The organism is Alistipes sp. An116, assembly GCF_002161005.1.
Taxonomy (GTDB): Bacteria; Bacteroidota; Bacteroidia; order Bacteroidales; family Rikenellaceae; genus Alistipes; species Alistipes megaguti.
Genome location: NZ_NFLR01000017.1, coordinates 43,652 through 62,297, shown reverse-complemented (window position 1 = coordinate 62,297; position 18,646 = coordinate 43,652). Strand labels below are relative to the sequence as shown.

Below are 18,646 nucleotides of genomic sequence, written 5' to 3'. Positions count from 1 at the left end.
ACTCCCAAGTAGTACAAACTAGGTCCGACTTGAGCCAACTTTATACAAGTTGGACCTAGTCGGACCTAATAGTAATATTCTCTGTCAAATCAATACGGTATTCACCGGTTGCTTACGTTTCAGTGTCGAATAAATTTTGTAACTTGCATGGGCAAAATCCACTGGCAACGCTACCCATGAAAACCTATACCCCGACTCCGCTCGACACGCGGGAGATTCAACTCCCCGAGTCACTCGATGAACTGACCGAGCAATTGGCCCGCAACGTGCACGAAGTCTGGGCGCAGGGCCGTATTGCGGAGGGTTGGCGATACGGCGAACGACGTGACGATCAACTCAAAACCCATCCCTGCCTGGTCCCCTACGAGCAGTTGCCGGAGTCCGAACGCGAATACGACCGTCAGACGGCCCTGCAGACCCTTAAACTGATTCTCCGCCTCGGCTTCCGGATTCAACGCTAACTGTCCCCGGCCGGGATTCAAACAACCTCCTCATGAACTCTCTCAGACGTCTCTTTACGTTGTGTTTCGACCGGGCCTTCTCGGGGCGCGGACGGACGCAGTTTGCCTGGCTGGTCGGCATTCTGCTGCTCTTTTTCGGGGGGATCTATCTGGTCAGCTGGTTTTTTGCCTTCCCGGAACCGTCGGGCGCCTCCGCTTCCGGGCCGCTGCGTACGGATGGGGAAGAGGCGCCGATGGGCCGCCTGCTGCAGTTGATCTGCCTGTTTATCGACCCGGGCAGCGTGGCCAACGTTCAGCCCGAATTGCGCTGGTTTGCGTTGGGGGTTGCCATTCTGGGGCTGCTGCTCTTCAGCGGCCTGCTGATCTCGGTGGTGTCGAACATGTTGGAGCGACGGGTCGAACGCTATCGCGAGGGCGAGATTGCCTATCCGCTCGAAAACCATGTCGTGGTGATCGGTTTTGAGGAGATGGTGCCGATGCTGGTGCATCAGATCTGCTCGGATCCTCGCTACGGGGATTGCTATATCCTGATCCAGAGCGTGCGGCCCGCCGCCGAGGTGCGCAACCGGATCCATACGGTGCTCGATGCCCGGCAGGAGCGGCGTATTCTGGTGCTGCACGCCCAGCGCAACTCGACCGAGGAGCTGGAGAAACTCTGCACGACCCGGGCCCGCGAGCTCTTTCTGATCGGTGAGGCGGATGAATACGACCACGATTCGCTCAATATCGATTCGCTGCAGAAGATCGTGGCGATCCACCGCCGGACGCCGGACTGCCCGCGTATTCCGGTCTCGGTGCTGTTCGAGTACCAGACCACCTACGCGGCGTTCCAGATCTCGGATCTGGCCGAAGAGTGGCGCCAGCAGATCGACTTCCACCCCTTCAACTTCTACGAGGAGTGGGCCAAGAAACTGCTGGTCCGGCGGAGCTATGGCGAGGGGGATGCCCGGGTCGAATATCCGGCCCTGGACCGTGAGCCGATCACGCGGGAGAGCGACCGGACGGTTCACTTCGTGATCATCGGCATGAGCCGGATGGGGGTAGCTTTGGGTGTGGAGGCGGCGCAGCTGCTCCACTTCCCGAACTTCTGCCGCGACCCGCGGCTGAAGAGCCGGATCACCTTCATCGACGCCGCGGCCGACGAGGAGATGAACTTCTTCCGCGGACGCTACCGCCACTATTTCGATCTGGCGCCGAGCCGCTACCGCGATATGGAGCATCCGGCCGAGAGCCGTGTTCTGCCGCCGAACCGTGCCTACGGGACAGGGGTGGATTTCCTCGACGTGGAGTTCGAATTTATCAAGGGACGCGCCGAGACGCCGGCCGTGCAGCGACTGCTGGCGGAGTGGGCCGTGGATCCTGGACAACAACTGTCGATTGCCGTTTGTTTGAACTTCCCGCCCCGGAGTATGGCGCTGGGACTCTACCTGCCCGACGAGATTTATGCGCGGGATATTCCGGTTTTCGTGCGGCAGGAGACCTCGAGCGCGCTGCTCGATCTGCTCAACAACCGCCTCAAGAGGGAGCCACTGAACCGCTATTCGCACGTCTTTCCGTTCGGCATGCTGGCCCATCCGTTCGATCTGGACCGGCGCAACACCCGTCGTGCGCAGTTGGTCAACTATATCTATGATTTCCGCTGCCGACACCATGCCGGCCCCTCGGAATACCCTTCGGAGGCCGTGTTGCAGAAGGCCTGGGATCAGCTGTCGGTGGCTCGTCAATGGTCGAACTTCTATTGTGCCGATTCGGCCGACCTCAAGTTGCGGTCGCTGTGCCTGACAGCCGGGCCCGAGGTGCGGCTGACGGAGGAGCAGATCGAACTGTTGGCCGAGGTGGAGCACAACCGCTGGAACATGGAGAAACTCCTGCTGGGATACCGCAGGCCGACGCGCAAAGAGGAGATCCTCTGCCGGGACAAGACGGTTTGCGCTGCGTACAAGAACCGGCTTTTCGTCCATCCCGACATCCGCCCCTACGGCGAACTGGACGACGAGATCCGGGATCAGGATCGCTATCTGGCGAAGTATCTGCTGTTTATCATGGAGGCGTAAGATGGGTGGATGGATCAAAATACTGATTGCTGCGGGAGTTGCGACAGGAGGCTGCTCTCTTGTCCCGGCGGCGGCCCAGATCGTGCAGCGGGGCGTCGTGCTGGAGATGAGCAGCGGGCGGCGGCCCGTTTCGGGCGTCGAGGTGAGGGCGGTCGGCGCCGCCCCCTCCGACAGCGATATGAAGGGTGTGTTCGAACTGAATTTTCTCGCCTCTCTGCCTGGTGATCCGCTCTTTCTGGATCGGATCTATAAACAGGGGTTCGAACTGGTGAACCGGGAAAAGGTGGAGCAGTGGAATTTGTCCGCCGATGCGGTCCTGGAAGTGGTCTTGGGGCGTACGGAGGTCATTGATTCCCTCCGAAAACGCTATTATCGGATTGGTATGTCTGCCGTGGAGCAGGCCTATCGGCGGTCGGTGGTTGAGTTGGAGGCCCGCCGCCGGATCCAGCGGATTGCCGAAGCGCAGTATGCCCGGGAACTCGACTCGCTCACCCGTGTTCATGCCCGATTGAGGCAGCAGGTGGACGGCTATGCCGCGCTGTTCGCGCGTATCAATCGGGACGAACTGGATGCCGGAGAGAGACAGGCGCTGGCGTTGCTCGACCGCGGAGACGTGGAGGGTGCGATCGGGCTCTACGAGCAGATGCGCACCGATTCGGTGCTGGCCCGGCGGGTTGTGGGCCGCAATGTGGCCGATGAGGATCTGCGGCTTCTGGTCCCCTCGCTGATGAACAGTTTCCGGATCATGCGGCGGCTCGGTGATGTCGAAGGATGTGATTCCGTGGGGCGTCTGATCGGTGCTGCGGCTGCGGAGGTCGCTCTGAAACTGGAAGTTGTCGAGTGGAGATTTGCGGTCGGGGAGCGGAGCGCTGCCCTGGATGAGTATCGCGTGTTGGTGCGGGAGGCGCAGACGGTGGCCGAAATCGAATGCATTGAGGCCAGTCTGCACCGTTCGCTGGAAGGAGCGACGTTGTCGAAGAGCCTCGGGCGGAAAGTCGATCTGCTGCAGGACCGCATAAATGCCCGGATGAACTGGGCGAAAATAAAGGAAAACAGTTGGACCCATGATTAAGAAAGGAGACTATAACGAAATTCGGGTTTTCATCGCCTCGTCGGCGGAGCTGGATCAGGACAAGGAGATGTTCGATCTGTACTTCTCCGACAAGAACAAACTGTATCGTGAGGAGCGGATCGTATTCGACCACCGGACCTGGAAGGATTTCAGCAGTTCGCTGAATGAGGGACGGTTGCAGGATCGTTACAATGATTTCATCCGCGAGTGCGATCTGGTGATCTTTCTCTTCCATACGCGGCTGGGGCGCTACACGCGCGAGGAGCTGGAGGTTGCCTCGGCGGCTTTCCGTCAGAACGGGCGGCGCCCCCGGATCTTTGTCTATTTCAAGGAGGAGGGAATTGAGGATGACGCCCTGCGGGACTTCAAAGAGTACTGCGAAAAGCGGCTGGGCCACTTTTGTGACGTATATGCCACCTATGACGACTGGCATGTGAAGTTTGACCGGCAGCTGAAGATGCTCGAGGAGGAGGGCTTCATCCGGGCTCCCCGCAAGCGGGAGAGGATGGCCGAACGGCTGAAATTCGCCTTCTCCCATGTACTGGCTCCGGCCGTTGTTGCCTTTCTGGTCATCATGGTCGTGCTCTGCTTCGTTCCCGTCACCGTGACGATCTGCCTGGATGACCGAACGCCGTCGCAGCTGCCGTTTCAGGGAGCCGACATCACGCTGATCTACGCGGATAAAAGCGAGACGAAACATTTGGAGCGGTTGACGGACGAGGTCATCTTCAAGGAGATCCATGCGCGGCATGTCGGTCGGCCGGTGCAGATTGCGGTCTCCTCCCGGGGTTACGAACCGGTCGACACGCTGCTCGATCTGGAGAAGCGACTGGTGATCCCCATCCGTCGCGACGCAAGCCTTTCGCTGCTCTATGGAACGGTCAAGGACGAGAACAACCGTCCGTTGGCGGGGGTCACCCTGCAGGTATTCGACTTGCGGACGGTTTCGGACGAAACGGGAAACTTCCGCCTGCGGATCCCCTCCGACCGGCAGCGTCCCCAGCAACGCGTACAGGCCTTCAAGGAGGGGTACGAGTTATGGGACTTTACCGGCCCCGTATCCGACAAGGTCCCCTGGAAGATTATTTTGCACCGCCGCTGATTATTGGTTGTAATAGCCGTTCCGGTGGTACTCCTCGATGCTGAACCGCAGGAGCGTGTCGTTGGGCAGGCTCCCCGGCCGGTAATTCAGCCCCTCGGCCTGCATCTCCCGGCCTCCCGGCAGCGAGAGCTTGTTCAGCAGCTCTCCCTTGGCCAGTTTGATCAGGATGGGATAGGTGGCGAAGAGGGGGGTGAGGCGCTTCATTTCCTCGGCGACGACCAGCGCCTCCGTGGCATATCCGAGCGCCTGCTCGTTGTCGCCGGTCCGGTAGTAGCAGATGCTGGTATTCAGGGTCATGAGCATGTAGTTGGTGCCCATGGACACCTTGTTGAGCGGGTAGAGCGCCTTCATCAGTTCGTAGGCCTTCTTCTGTTCGCGGAGGGCCTGCGGATATTTTTTCAGCTTGCCGTATCCCAAAGCGAGGTTGTTGTAGGTCGTGCTCAGGCTGGATTTCAGTTCCGAGTTGTCGGGGTACCGTTTCAGCTCGGCCTCGCGGGCCTCCTTCACGTGCTCCAGATATTTCAACCCCAGATCGTAGAGGCCGCCGGTGATCAGCGCGGTGCCGATGCTGTTCTCTACGGCCAGCGATTCGTACCCCCAGAGCGCCTGCATGGCATAGAGCGTTTCCAGATCGAGTGCGGCCTGGGCCGCCTCCTGCGTTTTGGACAACGTCAGCAGATCGTCGATGTATTTGGCACGCACCAGAAGAATGGTCTCGGCATTCCCCGAGGCGTTGATCCGATTCAGCTCTTCGGCATAATCGTTGGCCTTCAGGATGTGCGGCCGGGCCTCGGCGAGATTCCCTTTCTGCGCGTAGAAGGTGGCGTAGATGGTCTCCAGATCGACCAGCGCCTGGATTCGCGGTTCGGTCGACAACCCGGCAAACTCCTGCTCGATTCGATCCCGGAAACGGGCCGCCTCTTCCAGGAAGGCGTCGTTGTCGGCCGTGATGCACAGGGTGAGATAGATCTTGTACCGCCCCAGATATTCGGCAGCCGTGGCGTGGGGATTTTTCCGGAACCTCTCCTCCGCATTCACCCACGCCTGCTTGGCGACGGCATAGGCCTTTTGCTGGTCTCCGGCCTTCATGGCCAGCTTCAGCATCATGTCCAGATGCTCCTGATTCAACGCCAGCGCCGTCTGCTCGTCATCCGGCATGTGTTGCGCGATAAAGTCCCGAACCTCCGCAAAGATCTGTTCCGCCTTTTGGACCTCCTCCCTGTCCGCATACAGATCCATCAGGGCCGTGTAGGTGTTGACCAGCGCGCCTTTCTGAACTCGGACGAAGACCGGATTGTCGGATTGCGCAATCTCATCCTGCAGCTCGCGGATCTCATCCAGATAGATCTCCTCGGCATCGTCCCACTGGTGCATGGCCTCGTATGTTTGCGCCAGATTGAACGAGGTCAGGTGGTCGATGGCCAGATAATCGCCCGACGGCATCGCACGGTGGGCCTGCTGCAGGATCTGCAGCGCCTGAATGCCGTACTCCAGCGCCTGGGTGTAGTCGTGCCGGAGGTTGCGCGTCACCGTCATCCGGAGGGAGAGAACCAGCAGCAGCGACTTCTCGTCGTATGCCAGCTGCTGACAGCGGTCGATCCACTCGTCCAGATCCTCCTCGAAACGGTTGATCTTGCGCAGGGTGTAGTTCAGCACATAGGGGAATCGGTCGGGCAGGATTCGGGCGATCCATTGGTAGACGTCGTACGATTTCCGTTCATTCTCCGCTCCGCCGGTCAGGGTGCACAGATCGGCGTAGCGGTACATCCGTTCGACGAGAGCCGTTATGTCCTCGTCGGCCTCGGCGCGCTGCTGTAGTTTTTGGCCGGCCTGTTCAATCAGTCCGGAGTTGCGGTACAGTTCGATGGCCTCATCCAGACGGCCGCTGTCGACCAGTTCCAGCACCTGCCTCTCCATCTCGTCGATGTCGTCGGGATTGATGCGGGCAAACTTTCCGGCATATTCATCCAGCGTTTTCAGATAGGCCCGGTTCTCCTCGGCCAGTTTTCGCAACCGTTGCGCCCGTTCCTCCTGGCTCATCTCCCGGTGGGTATAGAGCCGGTTGATGCTGTCGATGGTCTGGTTGCGGAGCCTGGTGAAATGCTCGACGGCAATGGCGTAGTAGCGGTTTTTCTGCTCCTCGATGGTTCCCTCGGGGGCCATGACGATCTCCATCGGGCGCTTCTCCGTCAGAATCCAACCGTTGAGGAGCTCTTCGTTCACGAGCTCGTACCCCTTTTTGTATACGAACGGGGAGCTGATCGCCGTGCCCGGTTGGGCGTGGATGAAATCCAGACAGAAATGGCCCTCTCCGTCGGAGTCCGTCGCGGGGGCGCCCGCCACCAGCAGCTGCACGCCGGCCAACGGCGTCTTGTGGGAGTTGTAGATGCGGACATTGCCCTTTTGGACCACCTGCGCCCGGATTGTTCCGGTGAAAAGCAGACACGAGAGGCCGAGGATGACGAGATGCTTCATGGAGGGAATCGTTTGGGTTGTTCTACAAAGATAACGATTCCTTCTCAGAACCGTTGATTTTGAGGCGTCGGGTTGAGTCCGGTTCAAAATATTTTTCTACATTTGTAGACGGTTCCGTGCCGATCCGCGGAGCCGGACATTTTATACGAACGTTTCGTTACGTTTTCTTTCACGCTCAAACTTCGCAAACTTGACACATTGAAAGAAATGTAGCTGGACGCCTCGTGGACGCATGTATTGTGCCCGCAAGCCTTTGGCTTGTTATGTGCATGATACACGTTTCGCGTGGGCTGTCTGTGTTACTTGTTTCAATGTGGGGCAGCGAAGGCCTGAGCGTGAGGTAAGTCAATGCGGCAACCCACGTTTTTTTATGGCTTTCGATTGCGATTACACCGGAAACCCTACCTTGCTCGACCGCCGGAAGGTCGCCTTCTTCGCCTCGCGTGTCGTCTCACCGGCCGTCGAGGAGCAGGCCTTGCGCTGGGCCGAGGCGTGTTGCGCTACCGACCGCATTGTAATCAGTGGGTTCCAGTCGCCGCTCGAAAAATCCGTTTTTGAACTTCTGCTGCAAGCCCGTCACCCGGTGATCTGGGCCCTGGGGCGCGCCCTCTACCGCCGCTATCCGCCCGTCGTCGAAGAGGCGCTGGTCGAGCAGCGCATCCTGATCTTTGTCGTCCGCAACGCCCGCCGAACCGGTTGGCAGACGGCGCAAACCCGCAACTACATCATCGCTTCGATGGCCGAGGAGAGCGTCTACGCCCTCCGCACGGACGGCCGTCCCAGCTCGCTCGATGTCCTCTGCGGGCTGGAACTGGGACGCAAACCGGTACGTTGTTTCCCGCAATAAACCGTCGCTTGAGCCGGACTTTCCACGAGAAAAAACGGGACTAAGCCCGGTTCTGAATGACCGAGATTTTGCATCCTCAACCACCGAAAATCGGTTGAAAACTCCTCCGAAGTCGTCGCTTTTTACAGGGTGCCCCATGTGCCAACACCGAATTTCCGACAGCCGGTGGATTTTCGCCGGTTTCATTCGAAATTATCTCTGCGAAGACCATTTGTTGCCACACAAAACCGGGACAATTCATATAAGATTTGTCCCGGTAAACTTGTAACTTGATTACACTCCGGGCCTGCATCTCTGCAGTAGTTGTTTTCCCGCACCATTTAGGACCTTTTATCTGGATTGCCCCAAATGCCTCTAAACGCAGTTTCAGCTGCTCATCCGCTATTCTCTTCCGGTATTTCATAATCAGTTTCTCTTTTTTACAGTGTAACGACAAATTAATTTCGCTTTTTTGAGCCTATTTAATTCCTGTTTTTGAAGAATTGCACTCCGGGCGAATTGCGCTTCTTCCGTGTGTCGGAGCCTATGATGGCGGAAGGTTACAAAACTGAATACGGGATATGGATTGCGATGGATAAATATCTGTATTTAAATGAGATATCAGATATTTACGGGTTGTGATAATTGGAAACTTGCATAAAATTCGCAGTTGCAGAAATTTTGAATGCTGAAAAAAATATTATCTTTGCAGCCGATTGGTTCCGGATATGGCTCTTTCCGAGTCATGGGATTAAAAGGGAACCGGGTGGGAATCCCGGACAGACCCGCTGCTGTGAAGCTCCTTCAATCATCCGAAAAATCTGTACCACTGGTTTTTTACCGGGAAGGTTTCGGATGAGGAGTCAGTCAGAAGACCTGCCAATGTTTTATGGATTTAACCGTACTCGTGGATCGGTCGGTTGGATATGTTATATAAATGTTTGGCAGGTATTTTAGATTCTTGTTATCCTTCCTGATTTTTGCAGGGGGAGGTATTCCGGGCGGCGCACATGCGCAAGGGCGTTTGGATAGCCTTCAACATGTACAGGAAGTCGTTGTGACGGGCCATGTTGTCCGCAGGGAAGTGATTCCCGTGCAGGAGCTCTCGGGCGAACGCCTCCAGCGGCTCAATTCGCACAACGTAGCCGACGCGCTGCGTTACTTCTCGGGCATCCAGATCAAGGACTACGGAGGCGTCGGCGGTTTGAAAACGGTGAACATCCGCAGCATGGGCACCAACCACGTCGGGGTCTTCTACGACGGTATCGAACTGGGCAACGCTCAGAACGGCACGGTCGATTTGGGGCGCTTCTCGCTCGACAACATGGAGTCGGTGACGCTCTACAATGGGCAGAAAAGCGCCGTGTTCCAGCCCGCCAAGGACTTCGGCTCCTCGGGTTCCATCTACCTGCAATCGCGCACGCCGCGGTTCGAAGCGGGCAAAAGCCACCGTCTGAAAGCTTCGTTCAAGACCGGTTCGTTCGGCGTCGTCAATCCGGCGCTGCTCTGGGAGCAGAAACTCGGCGGGCAGGTGAACGGCTCGCTCAGTGCGGAATACCTCCGTTCGTCGGGCCGTTACAGGTTCACCTACCGTATGCAGGAGGGTTACGACACGACCGCCGTGCGGCGCAACGGCGACGTGAACGCCGTTCGGGCGGAGGGTGGTCTCTACGGCCGGATGAACCGCGGCTACTGGCGGGCGAAAGTCTATTTCTACAACTCGGAACGCGGATACCCCGGTGCTGTCGTCCGCAACAAGTTTTCGCACGAAGACCGCCAGTGGGACACCAATTTCTTCGTGCAAGGAGCCTTCAAAAAGGATTTCACCTCATGGTACAGCCTGATGGCCAATGCCAAGTATGCTTACGACTACCTGCACTATCTGGCCGACCCGAACAAGGACGAGTCGCTGATGTACACGAATAACCGCTACTACCAGCAGGAGGCGTACCTCTCCGCCGCCAACCGCTTCACGATCTTCCCGTGGTGGGAGGCGAACCTCTCGGTCGACTATCAGTTCAACCTGCTGGACGCCGACCTGCGCGACTTCGTCTATCCCCGCCGCCATACGATGCTGGCGGCCGCGGCCACGGCGTTCCGCTTCGACCGCGTGGAGGTGCAGGCGAGCCTGCTCGGCACGCTGGTTCGCGACCGCACCCGAGGCGAGACGGCTCCCGACAAACGGAAACTCACTCCGGCGGTCTTCATCTCGTGGCGGCCGTTCGGAGGGGCGGACCTGAACCTGCGCGCCTTCTATAAGCGCATATTCCGTATGCCGACGCTCAACGACCTTTACTACACGTTCGTGGGCAATGCGAACCTCGACCCCGAATTCACCACCCAGTACAATGCGGGCTTCACCTACCGGAAGGAGTTCTCCCGCACGTGGCTGCGTGCGCTGGAAATGCAGGCCGACGTCTACTACAACGAGGTGGAGAACAAGATCGTGGCCACGCCTACGTCGAACTTCTTCCGCTGGACGATGGTCAATCTGGGCAAGGTGGAGATCCGGGGCGTCGATGTTGCCGTGCAGACGGAGTGGACCGCGGGGCGCGCCCTCTCGATGGTCGGCCGGCTGAACTACACCTACCAGCAAGCGCAGGACTTTACCGATTCAGGAAGCGAATTCTACGGCGGGCAGATTCCCTACATCCCGTGGCACAGCGGTTCGGCGGTGCTGAATGCCGCATGGCGCACGTGGGAGGCGAGTTACAGCTTTATCTACACGGGCGAACGCTATTCGTCGCAGGCCAATATCCCCTGCAACTATCAGCTGCCGTGGTACACGAGCGACCTCTCGGTGGCGAAAAACTGGCGGCTGTGGGGCGGCGACCTGAAAACGACGCTCGAAGTGAACAATCTGTTCGACCAGCAATACGAAGTGGTGGTCTGCTACCCGATGCCGGGCATCAACTTCAGGCTGATCGTGCAATATACCTTTTAAGTCATTATGAATCTGCGGAAACGATATCGCGTTATAACTGTCGCACTCTTCGTCCTGCTGCTCGCCGGATGCCGGAAGGAGCTGCCGATGATCCGCTCCGAGGCGGAATTCGTCGCGCTGCCGACGAATCCGGAGCGCATCGAGGGATTCTTCCTCGTCAACGAGGGCAACATGGGCAGCAACAAGTGCACCGTTGACCACTTCGACTTCCGCACGGGCGGCTATCTGCGCAACATCTATCCGGAGCGCAACCCCGACGTGGTGAAGGAGCTGGGCGATGTGGGCAACGACATCGCCATCCACGACGGCCGCCTGTACGTCGTGGTGAACTGCTCGAACATGGTCGAGGTGATGGACGTCTACACGGCCCGACACATCGGCAGTGTGGACATCCCCAACTGCCGCTACATCGTCTTCGACGGAGACAGGGCCTACGTCAGTTCCTATGCCGGACCGGTGCAGATCGACCCCAACGCCCGTCCGGGCAAGGTCGTGGAGATCGATACACGGACGCTGCGCATCACCCGCGAGACGGTCGTGGGATACCAACCCGAAGAGATGGTCGTCGTGAACGGGCGGCTCTACGTGGCCAATTCGGGCGGCTACCGGTTCCCGAACTACGACCGCAGGGTGTCGGTCGTCGACCTCGGCACGTTCGAGGTCGTGAATACGATCGACGTGGCCATCAACCTGCACCGTATGGAAAAAGACCGTTACGGCCGTATCTACGTCAGCTCGCGCGGCGACTACTACGGCACGGGATCGGACATCTTCGTGATCGATGCGGCGACGGAGCAGGTCGTCGGCAACCTGGGAATCCCGGCCAGCGAGATGTGCATGGACGACGACCTGCTCTACACGATCAGCACCGAGTGGAACTACACGACGGGAAAGAACGAGGTCTCGTATGCCGTATACGACACCGCCGCGGACGAGCGTCTGCCGGGCAACTTCATCACCGACGGCTCCGAAAAGAAGATCGCCCTGCCCTACGGACTGGCTGTGAACCCCGAAACGAAGGAGATCTTCGTGTGCGATGCGACCGACTACGTGACGCCGGGTTACCTCTACTGTTTCTCTCCCGAAGGAAAACTGCAATGGAAAGTCCGTACGGGCGACATCCCGGCGCATATCGTTTTTTCGGAATACGAATTTTATTGATACCTGAATTTTATGGAGACAATGGAAAAAATGTTGTTGAAACGCATGTATCCGGCACTGCTCGGCTCGGCGTTGCTCTTCGGCGTAACGGCCTGTAACGACGATGAGGGTTCCGATACGCCCTCTTCAGACGGGTTTTCGCCGTATGTGACGAAAGTCCTCGACTATCGTCCTGCCGTGGGGCAATTCACCAATACGATGCCCGAGTACGAGGAGGGCGACACGCAGGAGGATATGAACCGGAAAGTACTCGAAGCCATCAGGGACAACCGTCGGACGATGATCTCTCTGGGTGGTTACGGCGGCTATGTCGTCGTGGGATTCGACCACACGATCGAAAACAAACCGGGGCTGTGCGACTTCCGTGTGCTGGGGAACGCATTCAATGCCGGCGGGCAGACGGAGTACGGCAGCAGTGAGCCGGGGATCATCCAGGTGGCCTACGACGCCAACGGCAACGGTCGCCCCGATGACGACGAATGGTATGAAATCGCCGGCAGCGCCCATTTGGGCGGCAGGGAAGCGTGGTTCGACGAACTGCAAGCTGCGGGCAACGACATCCGGACCGTTACGGACTACCGGATCACCTATTACCGTCCGGAGACGGAAACTCCCGCCGATGCGGAGAAGTATATCCGTTGGACGGACAGCGAAAACGGCAGCGGCTATATTGCGAAAAACGGATACCATGCACAGCCGTACTTTCCGCAATGGGTCGAGGGGAATGAACTGACGTTCGAGGGAACCCGGCTGCCTCAGAACGGACTCGACCTCTCCGGCGAAGGAAATAACTTCGCGCTCTACAAATTCGCTTACGGTTATGCCGACAACGAAACGAACACGGCCGATGCGTCGGCCATCGACATCGGATGGGCCGTGGATGCCGAAGGCAATCCGGTCGACCTTCCGGGTGCGGATTTCATCCGTATTTACACGGGCGTCAATCAGCAGAACGGCTGGCTCGGAGAAAACTCTACGGAGGTCATGGGGGTTGAGGATCTGCACCTGTTGGAGATACGCATCGAAAGTTCCGCTTTGAAAAAATGATATTTAATTTAAATTGGAAAAGAAATGAAACGGAAATTGTTACTTTGGGGATTGCTGCTGACCTCCGTGCTGTGTACCACGAGTTGCAGCGATGACAAGGAGGAGGTGATTCCGTCCCCTGAATTCGAACTGACGCCCCGGACCGATGCCGATACGCCGCTATTCGTCGTCCCCGGGCAGTCGTTGGAGTTGACCTACTCGGCGACCAACGTTTCGGCGGTTTCGGCGGGGACGCTTCCCGAGGGATGGACGGTTACGATCGACGAAAGCGATCGAAGCATCGACATTACGGCAACGGAAGATGCCCAGACAAAAGCGACGCTGACCCTTACGGCAACCGGAGGCGGGACGGAAACGGCCTCGGCGACGGTCGACCTCTATTGTCTCAATGCCTTCGACGATCCCAACGGCGCCTTCGTGCTCAACGAAGGCAATATGACGACCGAAAACGGCTCGCTGATCTGGATCTCGCCCGAGGGTTACGTTTTCGACGACGCTTACAAGACGGTGAACGGCTCCGAGTTGGGCAATGTCGCGCAGGACATGGCCTTCCACGACGGCAAAATCTATGTCATTTCCCAGAACGGCGATGAGAATGCGGTCGGCACGAAATTCGAAAACGACGGGATGCTGGTCGTCATGGATGCCAAGACGCTGAAAAAGGTCGCCTCGTTCGGCAGGAAGCAGCTTTCGACGCTGGACTGGCCCACGCATATCGCCGTGCTCGACGAGCAGCATATCTACCTTCGCGACAAGGTCGGTATTTACCGACTCGATATTTCCGACCAGGAAAATCCGACGCTGACGAAGATCGAAGGCTCGGATGGTGCCCCACAAACTCCGTTTGCCGTATTGAACGGCAAAATCTACTCGTATGAGGCCGTTATGTTAGGGACGTATCTGTGGGAAATCGGCCCGGAAAAGGACGGGATCACCAAAATCGAATTGCCCTTTGTCACGAAGTACGACCTGAGCAATGTCTACGGTATCCGGAGTTCCGACGACGGTAAACTCTGGCTCTTTTCGTTCGGAGCGGGAAACCTGGCTATCGGGAAAGTCGATCCTGCCGATCCCAATGGAATTGAACAGCGTCGTGTCGGAAAAACGAGACTCACGAATATCGGGGCATCGGGCGTAGCATTCGCCACTCACGGAGACGATTTCTACTATGCCGAGGGTACGACGATCTACCATCTGGATTTCTCCGTGATTCAGGAAGACCCCGACGATCAGGGAGGTACGGTAACGGTCGAAAAGCCGGGTGCGGCGTGGTTTGCGGACATCACGGGATTTGGCGACGACGATGCCAAAGAGCTTTACAACGGTCTGGCTGTACATCCTGTGACAGGCAACCTCTATGTCAATACCATCAAAGGCGTGGGCCCGTTTTACACGACGAACCACATCTGGGTAGTCGATCCCTCCTCGGGCGAACCGGTGCAGGCATATGAAGATTATACGAACTTCCCGGCCGGAACATTCTTTCCGGCCGACAAATAAATCCGTAAAATATTTTAGATGATAAAACGCATATTTTATGATCTGTTGCCCGCAATATCCTGCATGATGCTGTGGGCAGCCTGTTCGGAAGATTCGGGAAAGGATGGCCCGGAAGGTTCCGGCGGAAATGGCGGAGGTAATGAACCGGGGAAAACACTCGGCGGATATGCCGATCCCGACGGCGTACTGATTTTGAATGGAGGTTCACGTCCTAACGAGAACGGATCGCTGACTTATATCGCTCCCGACGGAACGGTTGAGGAGGATGTTTACAAACGCGTGAACGGAACGGAACTCGGCAACGATGCCGCAGATCTTTATATGTGCGATGGCAAACTGTACATTCTTTGTGATGATCAGCTTCATCCTGATGACCTGCCTGCCGGAGACGGCGCACTGATCATTGCCGATGCCGTAACCTTGAAGAAAGAAAAAGTCTTCACACGCGACCAGCTTCAATTTCCTCGACCTCCCGAGACAAATGGAGAATCTGAATATATGCAGGTAATGTCGCTGAAAAATATTGTAGTGATGGATGAGGAAAACATCTATTTTTCAGATGAGCAAGGGCTGTTTCGCTTCAATAGTAAAACCGGGGAGAACGTCATTGTCAAGGGATCGTATGCTCTTGCCAATCAGGGAAGTCCGGTACACAACCTCGAAGCGATTGTTTCGACACGCGGTATGGCGGTTATCGGAGATAGGCTTTATTCGTGTGCGAGCGGTTTTTGGACATCGACGAAGCTTCTGGAGTTTGTCAAGGGAAAAGATGAGGTAAACCGTGAGCTGGAATTGCCGAAAGGCGATTTCATCAGTGGAATCTGCAAAAACGGGGATCATGAATTGATCGTAGGGACCTGCGGACGCTTGGGTGAGGGTTCAAATTTTCTGCACTTTATTGATCTCGACACTTGGACGATCACTCAGACGAAAGCTATCGGTTCCGAAATCTCAGCCGAGTTCAGGAACTCTCCGGGCATTACGTTATGCGGAGATCATATCTACCATGCTGCTGGTTCGACGACCGTCGGCCGCACCTCGATCAAAACATGGAAATCGGAGGCGGCATACATCGACACGACGGCCGACGAACCCACGGCACGGTATCTCAACTGCAATGTGGCGGCCGATCCGGAAAAACAGTATCTCTACGTTGCTGTATCGCAGGAGTATGCTGAGAATGTGGTCTCTCCGGGAAATATCCTGGTGTACGACATCAGCGGTGATGAGCCGAAACTCGTACAAAATATTGCCGGCAAGACGAGCTATCCCAACGGAATTTATCCGGTATCGCAGTTTTATTGATTGCCGGAGGTTGTTCGCTACGAACTCGATTGAAGAAGGAGCCTGTCAAAATAACTGGATTTTAATGACCCCCCCCTGCCATGGCGTGGCAGGGGGTGAATCTTTCAGGAAAGAGTATTATGCTGACGACCGTGCCGGGTTCCCCAATAAATCGCTCGTTCCGCATTCTTTTTGATCTCCTGAGCCGTCTTGATTTTGCCGTTGTTGATCCATGCCAGCAATTCGTCCTCGTAGAAATAGGCTTTGCGTCCTTGACGACAGCTGGGGATTTCGCCTAAACGGGAAAGCGTATAGACGGTTTGCTTGGCTTTTCCCAGCATTTTGCTTACGGTGTAGATATCAGTTCCATTCGCCAACTGCAGGACTGCATAGGTGTGGCGCATGCGTTGAGAGATTCTTGCGGATGCCGCAGATGTCGGCCAGTTCCTTTAGATAGGAGTTCATTTTCTGGTTGCTGCATACGGGAAGCAGCACGCCGTGCGTTTGGCAGTAGGGGTGATCCTTGTAACGGTCGAGGATCTTTTGCGTCTCATCGAGCAGCGGAATGTTGCACATGTTCTTGGTCTTCTGCCGCGCCTTGCGGATCCAGATCTTACCGTGGATGTCTGCCACGAGATGCTCCTCCTTGAGCTGTTGTACGTCCGTAAAGGCCAGCCCTGTCAGACAACAGAAACAGAAGATGTCGCGGACCTGTGCCAGTCGGGGAATAGAGATCACCTTGTTGAGCATGGCTTTCAGCTCCTGTTTCTCGAGAAATTCCCGTTCGACCGGCTCGAAATGGAAGTGAACCTGGGCAAATCCTTTCCGCCGCGGCTTTTTTCGTTGGCTTTTCCTTTTGCCGAGTTCCAGGCGTGCGGCTCGATGAAGCGTTTGATCGAGGCGTCAGCGCGTTCTCCGTTGATTGTCAGACGCATAAATACGGGAGCTTCGCCTTTTTTGTTGGTCTTGTCCCGCCGAATGTAAAACAACAGTCCGAATGTTGTCCTTTCCATAAGTACACCGAATTAAGGGTTACAAAATTAGTTTCCCAAGTGTCTCATGTCAAGAGGAAGACCGCTGCAAACAGGTGCAAACCAATCTGTTACGAGCAATTCGGTGTACTTTTTCGGCCCGGAAAAAAGTACACCGAATAGGCCACAGGTAACCCGCTTTCAGATGCCTTTTTCAGTACTTTTGCCAAAAATAAAAACCCTGTAAATCACGCATTTACAGGGTTTTTCGCTACTTTTCTAAGTGTGCCTTGCGGAGAGAGAGGCTCTCGAACCTGTACTATCTCAAAATATCACACAATCGCAAATGCCTATTAATAACCAGCTTATTACAATCATAATTAAATCTAAATATTATCGAATATCGCTCGCTATTTCAATTTTTGGGTGTATATTTGGGTGCAGAATTTCAAATACACCCAGTCATGAACATCAAACGAAACATCATTTTTGCACCTGAAAGCCGCAAAAAGAACGGCGTTCCAATCGTGGAGAACGTTCCCATCCGTATGCGTGTCATATACGCAAGCCACCGCATCGAGTTTACAACCGGCTACCGCATTGATATAGCCAAGTGGGATGCGGACAAGCAGCGTGTAAAGAACGGATGTACCAATAAATTGAAGCAAAGCGCATCCGAAATCAATGCAGATTTGCTAAGATACTATGCAGAAATTCAAAACGTGTTCAAAGAATTTGAGGTACAGGAAACAATGCCGACCACCCAACAGTTGAAAGATGCGTTCAATCTGCGAATGAAAAATGACAGTGAGGAGCAGCAGGAAGATACTAAAATAAGTTTCTGGGAGATATTTGATGAGTTTGTCAAGGAATGTGGCAATCAGAACAACTGGACAGAATCCACATACGAAAAATTTGCAGCCGTAAAAAATCACCTAAAAGAGTTCAAAGAAGATGTGACTTTTGAGTATTTCGATGAGTTCGGACTAAACGAGTATGTAAACTTCTTGCGTGACAAAAAAGACATGAGAAACAGTACCATCGGCAAACAGATAGGATTCCTCAAATGGTTCCTGCGATGGAGTTTCAAAAAGGGATATAATCAAAACATTGCATACGATACATTCAAACCAAAATTGAAAACCACCTCAAAGAAAGTAATCTTTCTGACATGGGAAGAATTGAATAGACTGAAAGACTATCAGATACCCAAAGACAAACAATATCTGGAACGTGTCCGGGATGTTTTCCTGTTCTGTTGTTTCACAAGTCTAAGGTATTCAGATGTCCGTAACTTGAAGCGAAGTGACGTCAAATCCGACCACATAGAAGTTACTACCGTCAAAACGGCGGACAGCCTAAACATAGAGCTGAACAAATACAGCAAAGCCATACTTGAAAAATACAAGGACATTCACTTTGAGAACAACATGGCACTGCCAGTCATCAGCAATCAGAAAATGAATGATTATCTGAAAGAGTTGGGCGAGCTTGCCGAAATCAACGAGCCTGTAAGGGAAACATATTATAAAGGAAATGAGCGTATAGATGAAGTGACACCTAAATACGCACTGTTAAGCACTCACGCCGGACGAAGGACATTCATCTGTAACGCCTTGGCTCTTGGTATTCCGGCACAAGTGGTCATGAAATGGACGGGACACAGCGATTATAAAGCCATGAAACCTTATATTGACATAGCAGATGACATCAAGGCAAATGCAATGAATAAATTCAACCAACTGTAAA

At 55.4% G+C, this 18,646-nt stretch carries 15 protein-coding genes, 1 pseudogene and 1 riboswitch; of the genes and pseudogenes, 11 read left to right on the top strand and 5 right to left on the bottom strand.

Going from position 1 to position 18,646, the window contains the following annotated elements; translation table 11 throughout:
• Nucleotides 1-176: 176 nt before the first annotated feature.
• From B5E60_RS10800 to B5E60_RS10785, 4 genes are read left to right on the top strand one after another with little or no spacing between them, the layout of a single operon-like run.
• Complete coding sequence (locus B5E60_RS10800; protein ID WP_087311504.1) at nucleotides 177-461, top strand: RyR domain-containing protein; 285 nt, start codon at nucleotides 177-179, stop codon at nucleotides 459-461.
• A gap of 32 nt (nucleotides 462-493) precedes the next feature.
• Nucleotides 494-2,515: a hypothetical protein gene (locus tag B5E60_RS14080; RefSeq protein WP_204246468.1), complete on the top strand. Its 2,022-nt coding sequence runs from the start codon at nucleotides 494-496 to the stop codon at nucleotides 2,513-2,515.
• A 1-nt stretch (nucleotide 2,516) separates the two neighbouring features.
• Nucleotides 2,517-3,587 carry a hypothetical protein gene (locus tag B5E60_RS10790; RefSeq protein WP_087311503.1) on the top strand — a complete coding sequence of 357 codons (1,071 nt, stop codon included), beginning with the start codon at nucleotides 2,517-2,519 and terminating at the stop codon, nucleotides 3,585-3,587.
• The gene (locus B5E60_RS10785) at nucleotides 3,580-4,689 is read left to right on the top strand and encodes a carboxypeptidase-like regulatory domain-containing protein (RefSeq protein WP_087311502.1); all 1,110 of its coding nucleotides are present in this window, start codon (nucleotides 3,580-3,582) and stop codon (nucleotides 4,687-4,689) included. The genes B5E60_RS10790 and B5E60_RS10785 overlap by 8 nt, the downstream gene beginning before the upstream one ends.
• Here the strand turns inward: B5E60_RS10785 and B5E60_RS10780 are convergent, their stop codons facing one another.
• Nucleotides 4,690-7,164, bottom strand: a complete 2,475-nt coding sequence (locus B5E60_RS10780; protein ID WP_087311501.1) for a tetratricopeptide repeat protein — start codon at nucleotides 7,162-7,164, stop codon at nucleotides 4,690-4,692.
• A gap of 370 nt (nucleotides 7,165-7,534) precedes the next feature.
• On the opposite strand from B5E60_RS10780, the gene B5E60_RS10775 reads away from it, so the two are divergent.
• Nucleotides 7,535-8,011: a hypothetical protein gene (locus B5E60_RS10775; RefSeq protein WP_087311500.1), complete on the top strand. Its 477-nt coding sequence runs from the start codon at nucleotides 7,535-7,537 to the stop codon at nucleotides 8,009-8,011.
• A 262-nt stretch (nucleotides 8,012-8,273) separates the two neighbouring features.
• Here the strand turns inward: B5E60_RS10775 and B5E60_RS13800 are convergent.
• Nucleotides 8,274-8,414 (bottom strand): annotated as a pseudogene (locus B5E60_RS13800) (AAA family ATPase); the annotation flags it as partial.
• A gap of 276 nt (nucleotides 8,415-8,690) precedes the next feature.
• Nucleotides 8,691-8,888: riboswitch (cobalamin riboswitch) on the top strand.
• Between the two features lie 39 nt (nucleotides 8,889-8,927).
• Here B5E60_RS13800 and B5E60_RS10765 point away from each other — a divergent pair.
• Genes B5E60_RS10765 through B5E60_RS10745 form a run of 5 tightly spaced genes read left to right on the top strand, consistent with a single transcriptional unit; the run spans nucleotide 8,928 to nucleotide 15,947 of the window.
• A complete protein-coding gene (locus B5E60_RS10765) occupies nucleotides 8,928-10,934 on the top strand; it encodes a TonB-dependent receptor (protein ID WP_087311498.1) in 2,007 nt (668 codons plus the stop codon).
• 6 nt (nucleotides 10,935-10,940) lie between these two features.
• Entirely contained in the window at nucleotides 10,941-12,095 is a 1,155-nt protein-coding gene (locus B5E60_RS10760) for a DUF5074 domain-containing protein (RefSeq protein ID WP_087311497.1), read from the top strand.
• A gap of 21 nt (nucleotides 12,096-12,116) precedes the next feature.
• Nucleotides 12,117-13,142, top strand: coding sequence for a PKD domain-containing protein (locus tag B5E60_RS10755; RefSeq protein ID WP_087311509.1), 1,026 nt, complete (start codon nucleotides 12,117-12,119; stop codon nucleotides 13,140-13,142).
• Between the two features lie 24 nt (nucleotides 13,143-13,166).
• Entirely contained in the window at nucleotides 13,167-14,642 is a 1,476-nt protein-coding gene (locus B5E60_RS10750; RefSeq protein ID WP_087311496.1) for a DUF5074 domain-containing protein, read from the top strand.
• Between the two features lie 18 nt (nucleotides 14,643-14,660).
• On the top strand, nucleotides 14,661-15,947 hold the full coding sequence (locus B5E60_RS10745; protein WP_087311495.1) for a DUF5074 domain-containing protein: 1,287 nt from the start codon (nucleotides 14,661-14,663) through the stop codon (nucleotides 15,945-15,947).
• Nucleotides 15,948-16,051: 104 nt separating this feature from the next.
• Here the strand turns inward: B5E60_RS10745 and B5E60_RS10740 are convergent, their stop codons facing one another.
• The 3 genes from B5E60_RS10740 to B5E60_RS14285 are packed head-to-tail and all read right to left on the bottom strand — an operon-like array spanning nucleotide 16,052 to nucleotide 16,939.
• Nucleotides 16,052-16,330, bottom strand: coding sequence for a helix-turn-helix domain-containing protein (locus B5E60_RS10740; protein WP_087311494.1), 279 nt, complete (start codon nucleotides 16,328-16,330; stop codon nucleotides 16,052-16,054).
• Nucleotides 16,287-16,676 (bottom strand): site-specific integrase, encoded by a 390-nt coding sequence (locus tag B5E60_RS14290; protein WP_239403315.1) that lies wholly within the window; start codon nucleotides 16,674-16,676, stop codon nucleotides 16,287-16,289. The genes B5E60_RS10740 and B5E60_RS14290 overlap by 44 nt, the downstream gene beginning before the upstream one ends.
• Before the next feature lie 5 nt (nucleotides 16,677-16,681).
• On the bottom strand, nucleotides 16,682-16,939 hold the full coding sequence (locus B5E60_RS14285; protein ID WP_239403314.1) for an Arm DNA-binding domain-containing protein: 258 nt from the start codon (nucleotides 16,937-16,939) through the stop codon (nucleotides 16,682-16,684).
• Nucleotides 16,940-17,361: 422 nt separating this feature from the next.
• On the opposite strand from B5E60_RS14285, the gene B5E60_RS10730 reads away from it, so the two are divergent.
• Nucleotides 17,362-18,645 carry a site-specific integrase gene (locus B5E60_RS10730; protein ID WP_087311493.1) on the top strand — a complete coding sequence of 428 codons (1,284 nt, stop codon included), beginning with the start codon at nucleotides 17,362-17,364 and terminating at the stop codon, nucleotides 18,643-18,645.
• Nucleotide 18,646 lies beyond the last annotated feature (1 nt).

Excerpts from the sequence above, each read along its gene's own strand:
- B5E60_RS10800 (WP_087311504.1), top strand. The coding sequence starts at position 177 with ATGAAAACCTATACCCCGACTCCGCTCGACACGCGGGAGATTCAACTC.
- B5E60_RS14080 (WP_204246468.1), top strand. The coding sequence starts at position 494 with ATGAACTCTCTCAGACGTCTCTTTACGTTGTGTTTCGACCGGGCCTTC.
- B5E60_RS10790 (WP_087311503.1), top strand. The coding sequence starts at position 2,517 with ATGGGTGGATGGATCAAAATACTGATTGCTGCGGGAGTTGCGACAGGA.
- B5E60_RS10785 (WP_087311502.1), top strand. The coding sequence starts at position 3,580 with ATGATTAAGAAAGGAGACTATAACGAAATTCGGGTTTTCATCGCCTCG.
- B5E60_RS10780 (WP_087311501.1), bottom strand. The coding sequence starts at position 7,164 with ATGAAGCATCTCGTCATCCTCGGCCTCTCGTGTCTGCTTTTCACCGGA.
- B5E60_RS10775 (WP_087311500.1), top strand. The coding sequence starts at position 7,535 with ATGGCTTTCGATTGCGATTACACCGGAAACCCTACCTTGCTCGACCGC.
- B5E60_RS10765 (WP_087311498.1), top strand. The coding sequence starts at position 8,928 with ATGTTTGGCAGGTATTTTAGATTCTTGTTATCCTTCCTGATTTTTGCA.
- B5E60_RS10760 (WP_087311497.1), top strand. The coding sequence starts at position 10,941 with ATGAATCTGCGGAAACGATATCGCGTTATAACTGTCGCACTCTTCGTC.
- B5E60_RS10755 (WP_087311509.1), top strand. The coding sequence starts at position 12,117 with ATGGAAAAAATGTTGTTGAAACGCATGTATCCGGCACTGCTCGGCTCG.
- B5E60_RS10750 (WP_087311496.1), top strand. The coding sequence starts at position 13,167 with ATGAAACGGAAATTGTTACTTTGGGGATTGCTGCTGACCTCCGTGCTG.
- B5E60_RS10745 (WP_087311495.1), top strand. The coding sequence starts at position 14,661 with ATGATAAAACGCATATTTTATGATCTGTTGCCCGCAATATCCTGCATG.
- B5E60_RS10740 (WP_087311494.1), bottom strand. The coding sequence starts at position 16,330 with ATGCGCCACACCTATGCAGTCCTGCAGTTGGCGAATGGAACTGATATC.
- B5E60_RS14290 (WP_239403315.1), bottom strand. The coding sequence starts at position 16,676 with ATGCTCAACAAGGTGATCTCTATTCCCCGACTGGCACAGGTCCGCGAC.
- B5E60_RS14285 (WP_239403314.1), bottom strand. The coding sequence starts at position 16,939 with ATGGAAAGGACAACATTCGGACTGTTGTTTTACATTCGGCGGGACAAG.
- B5E60_RS10730 (WP_087311493.1), top strand. The coding sequence starts at position 17,362 with ATGAACATCAAACGAAACATCATTTTTGCACCTGAAAGCCGCAAAAAG.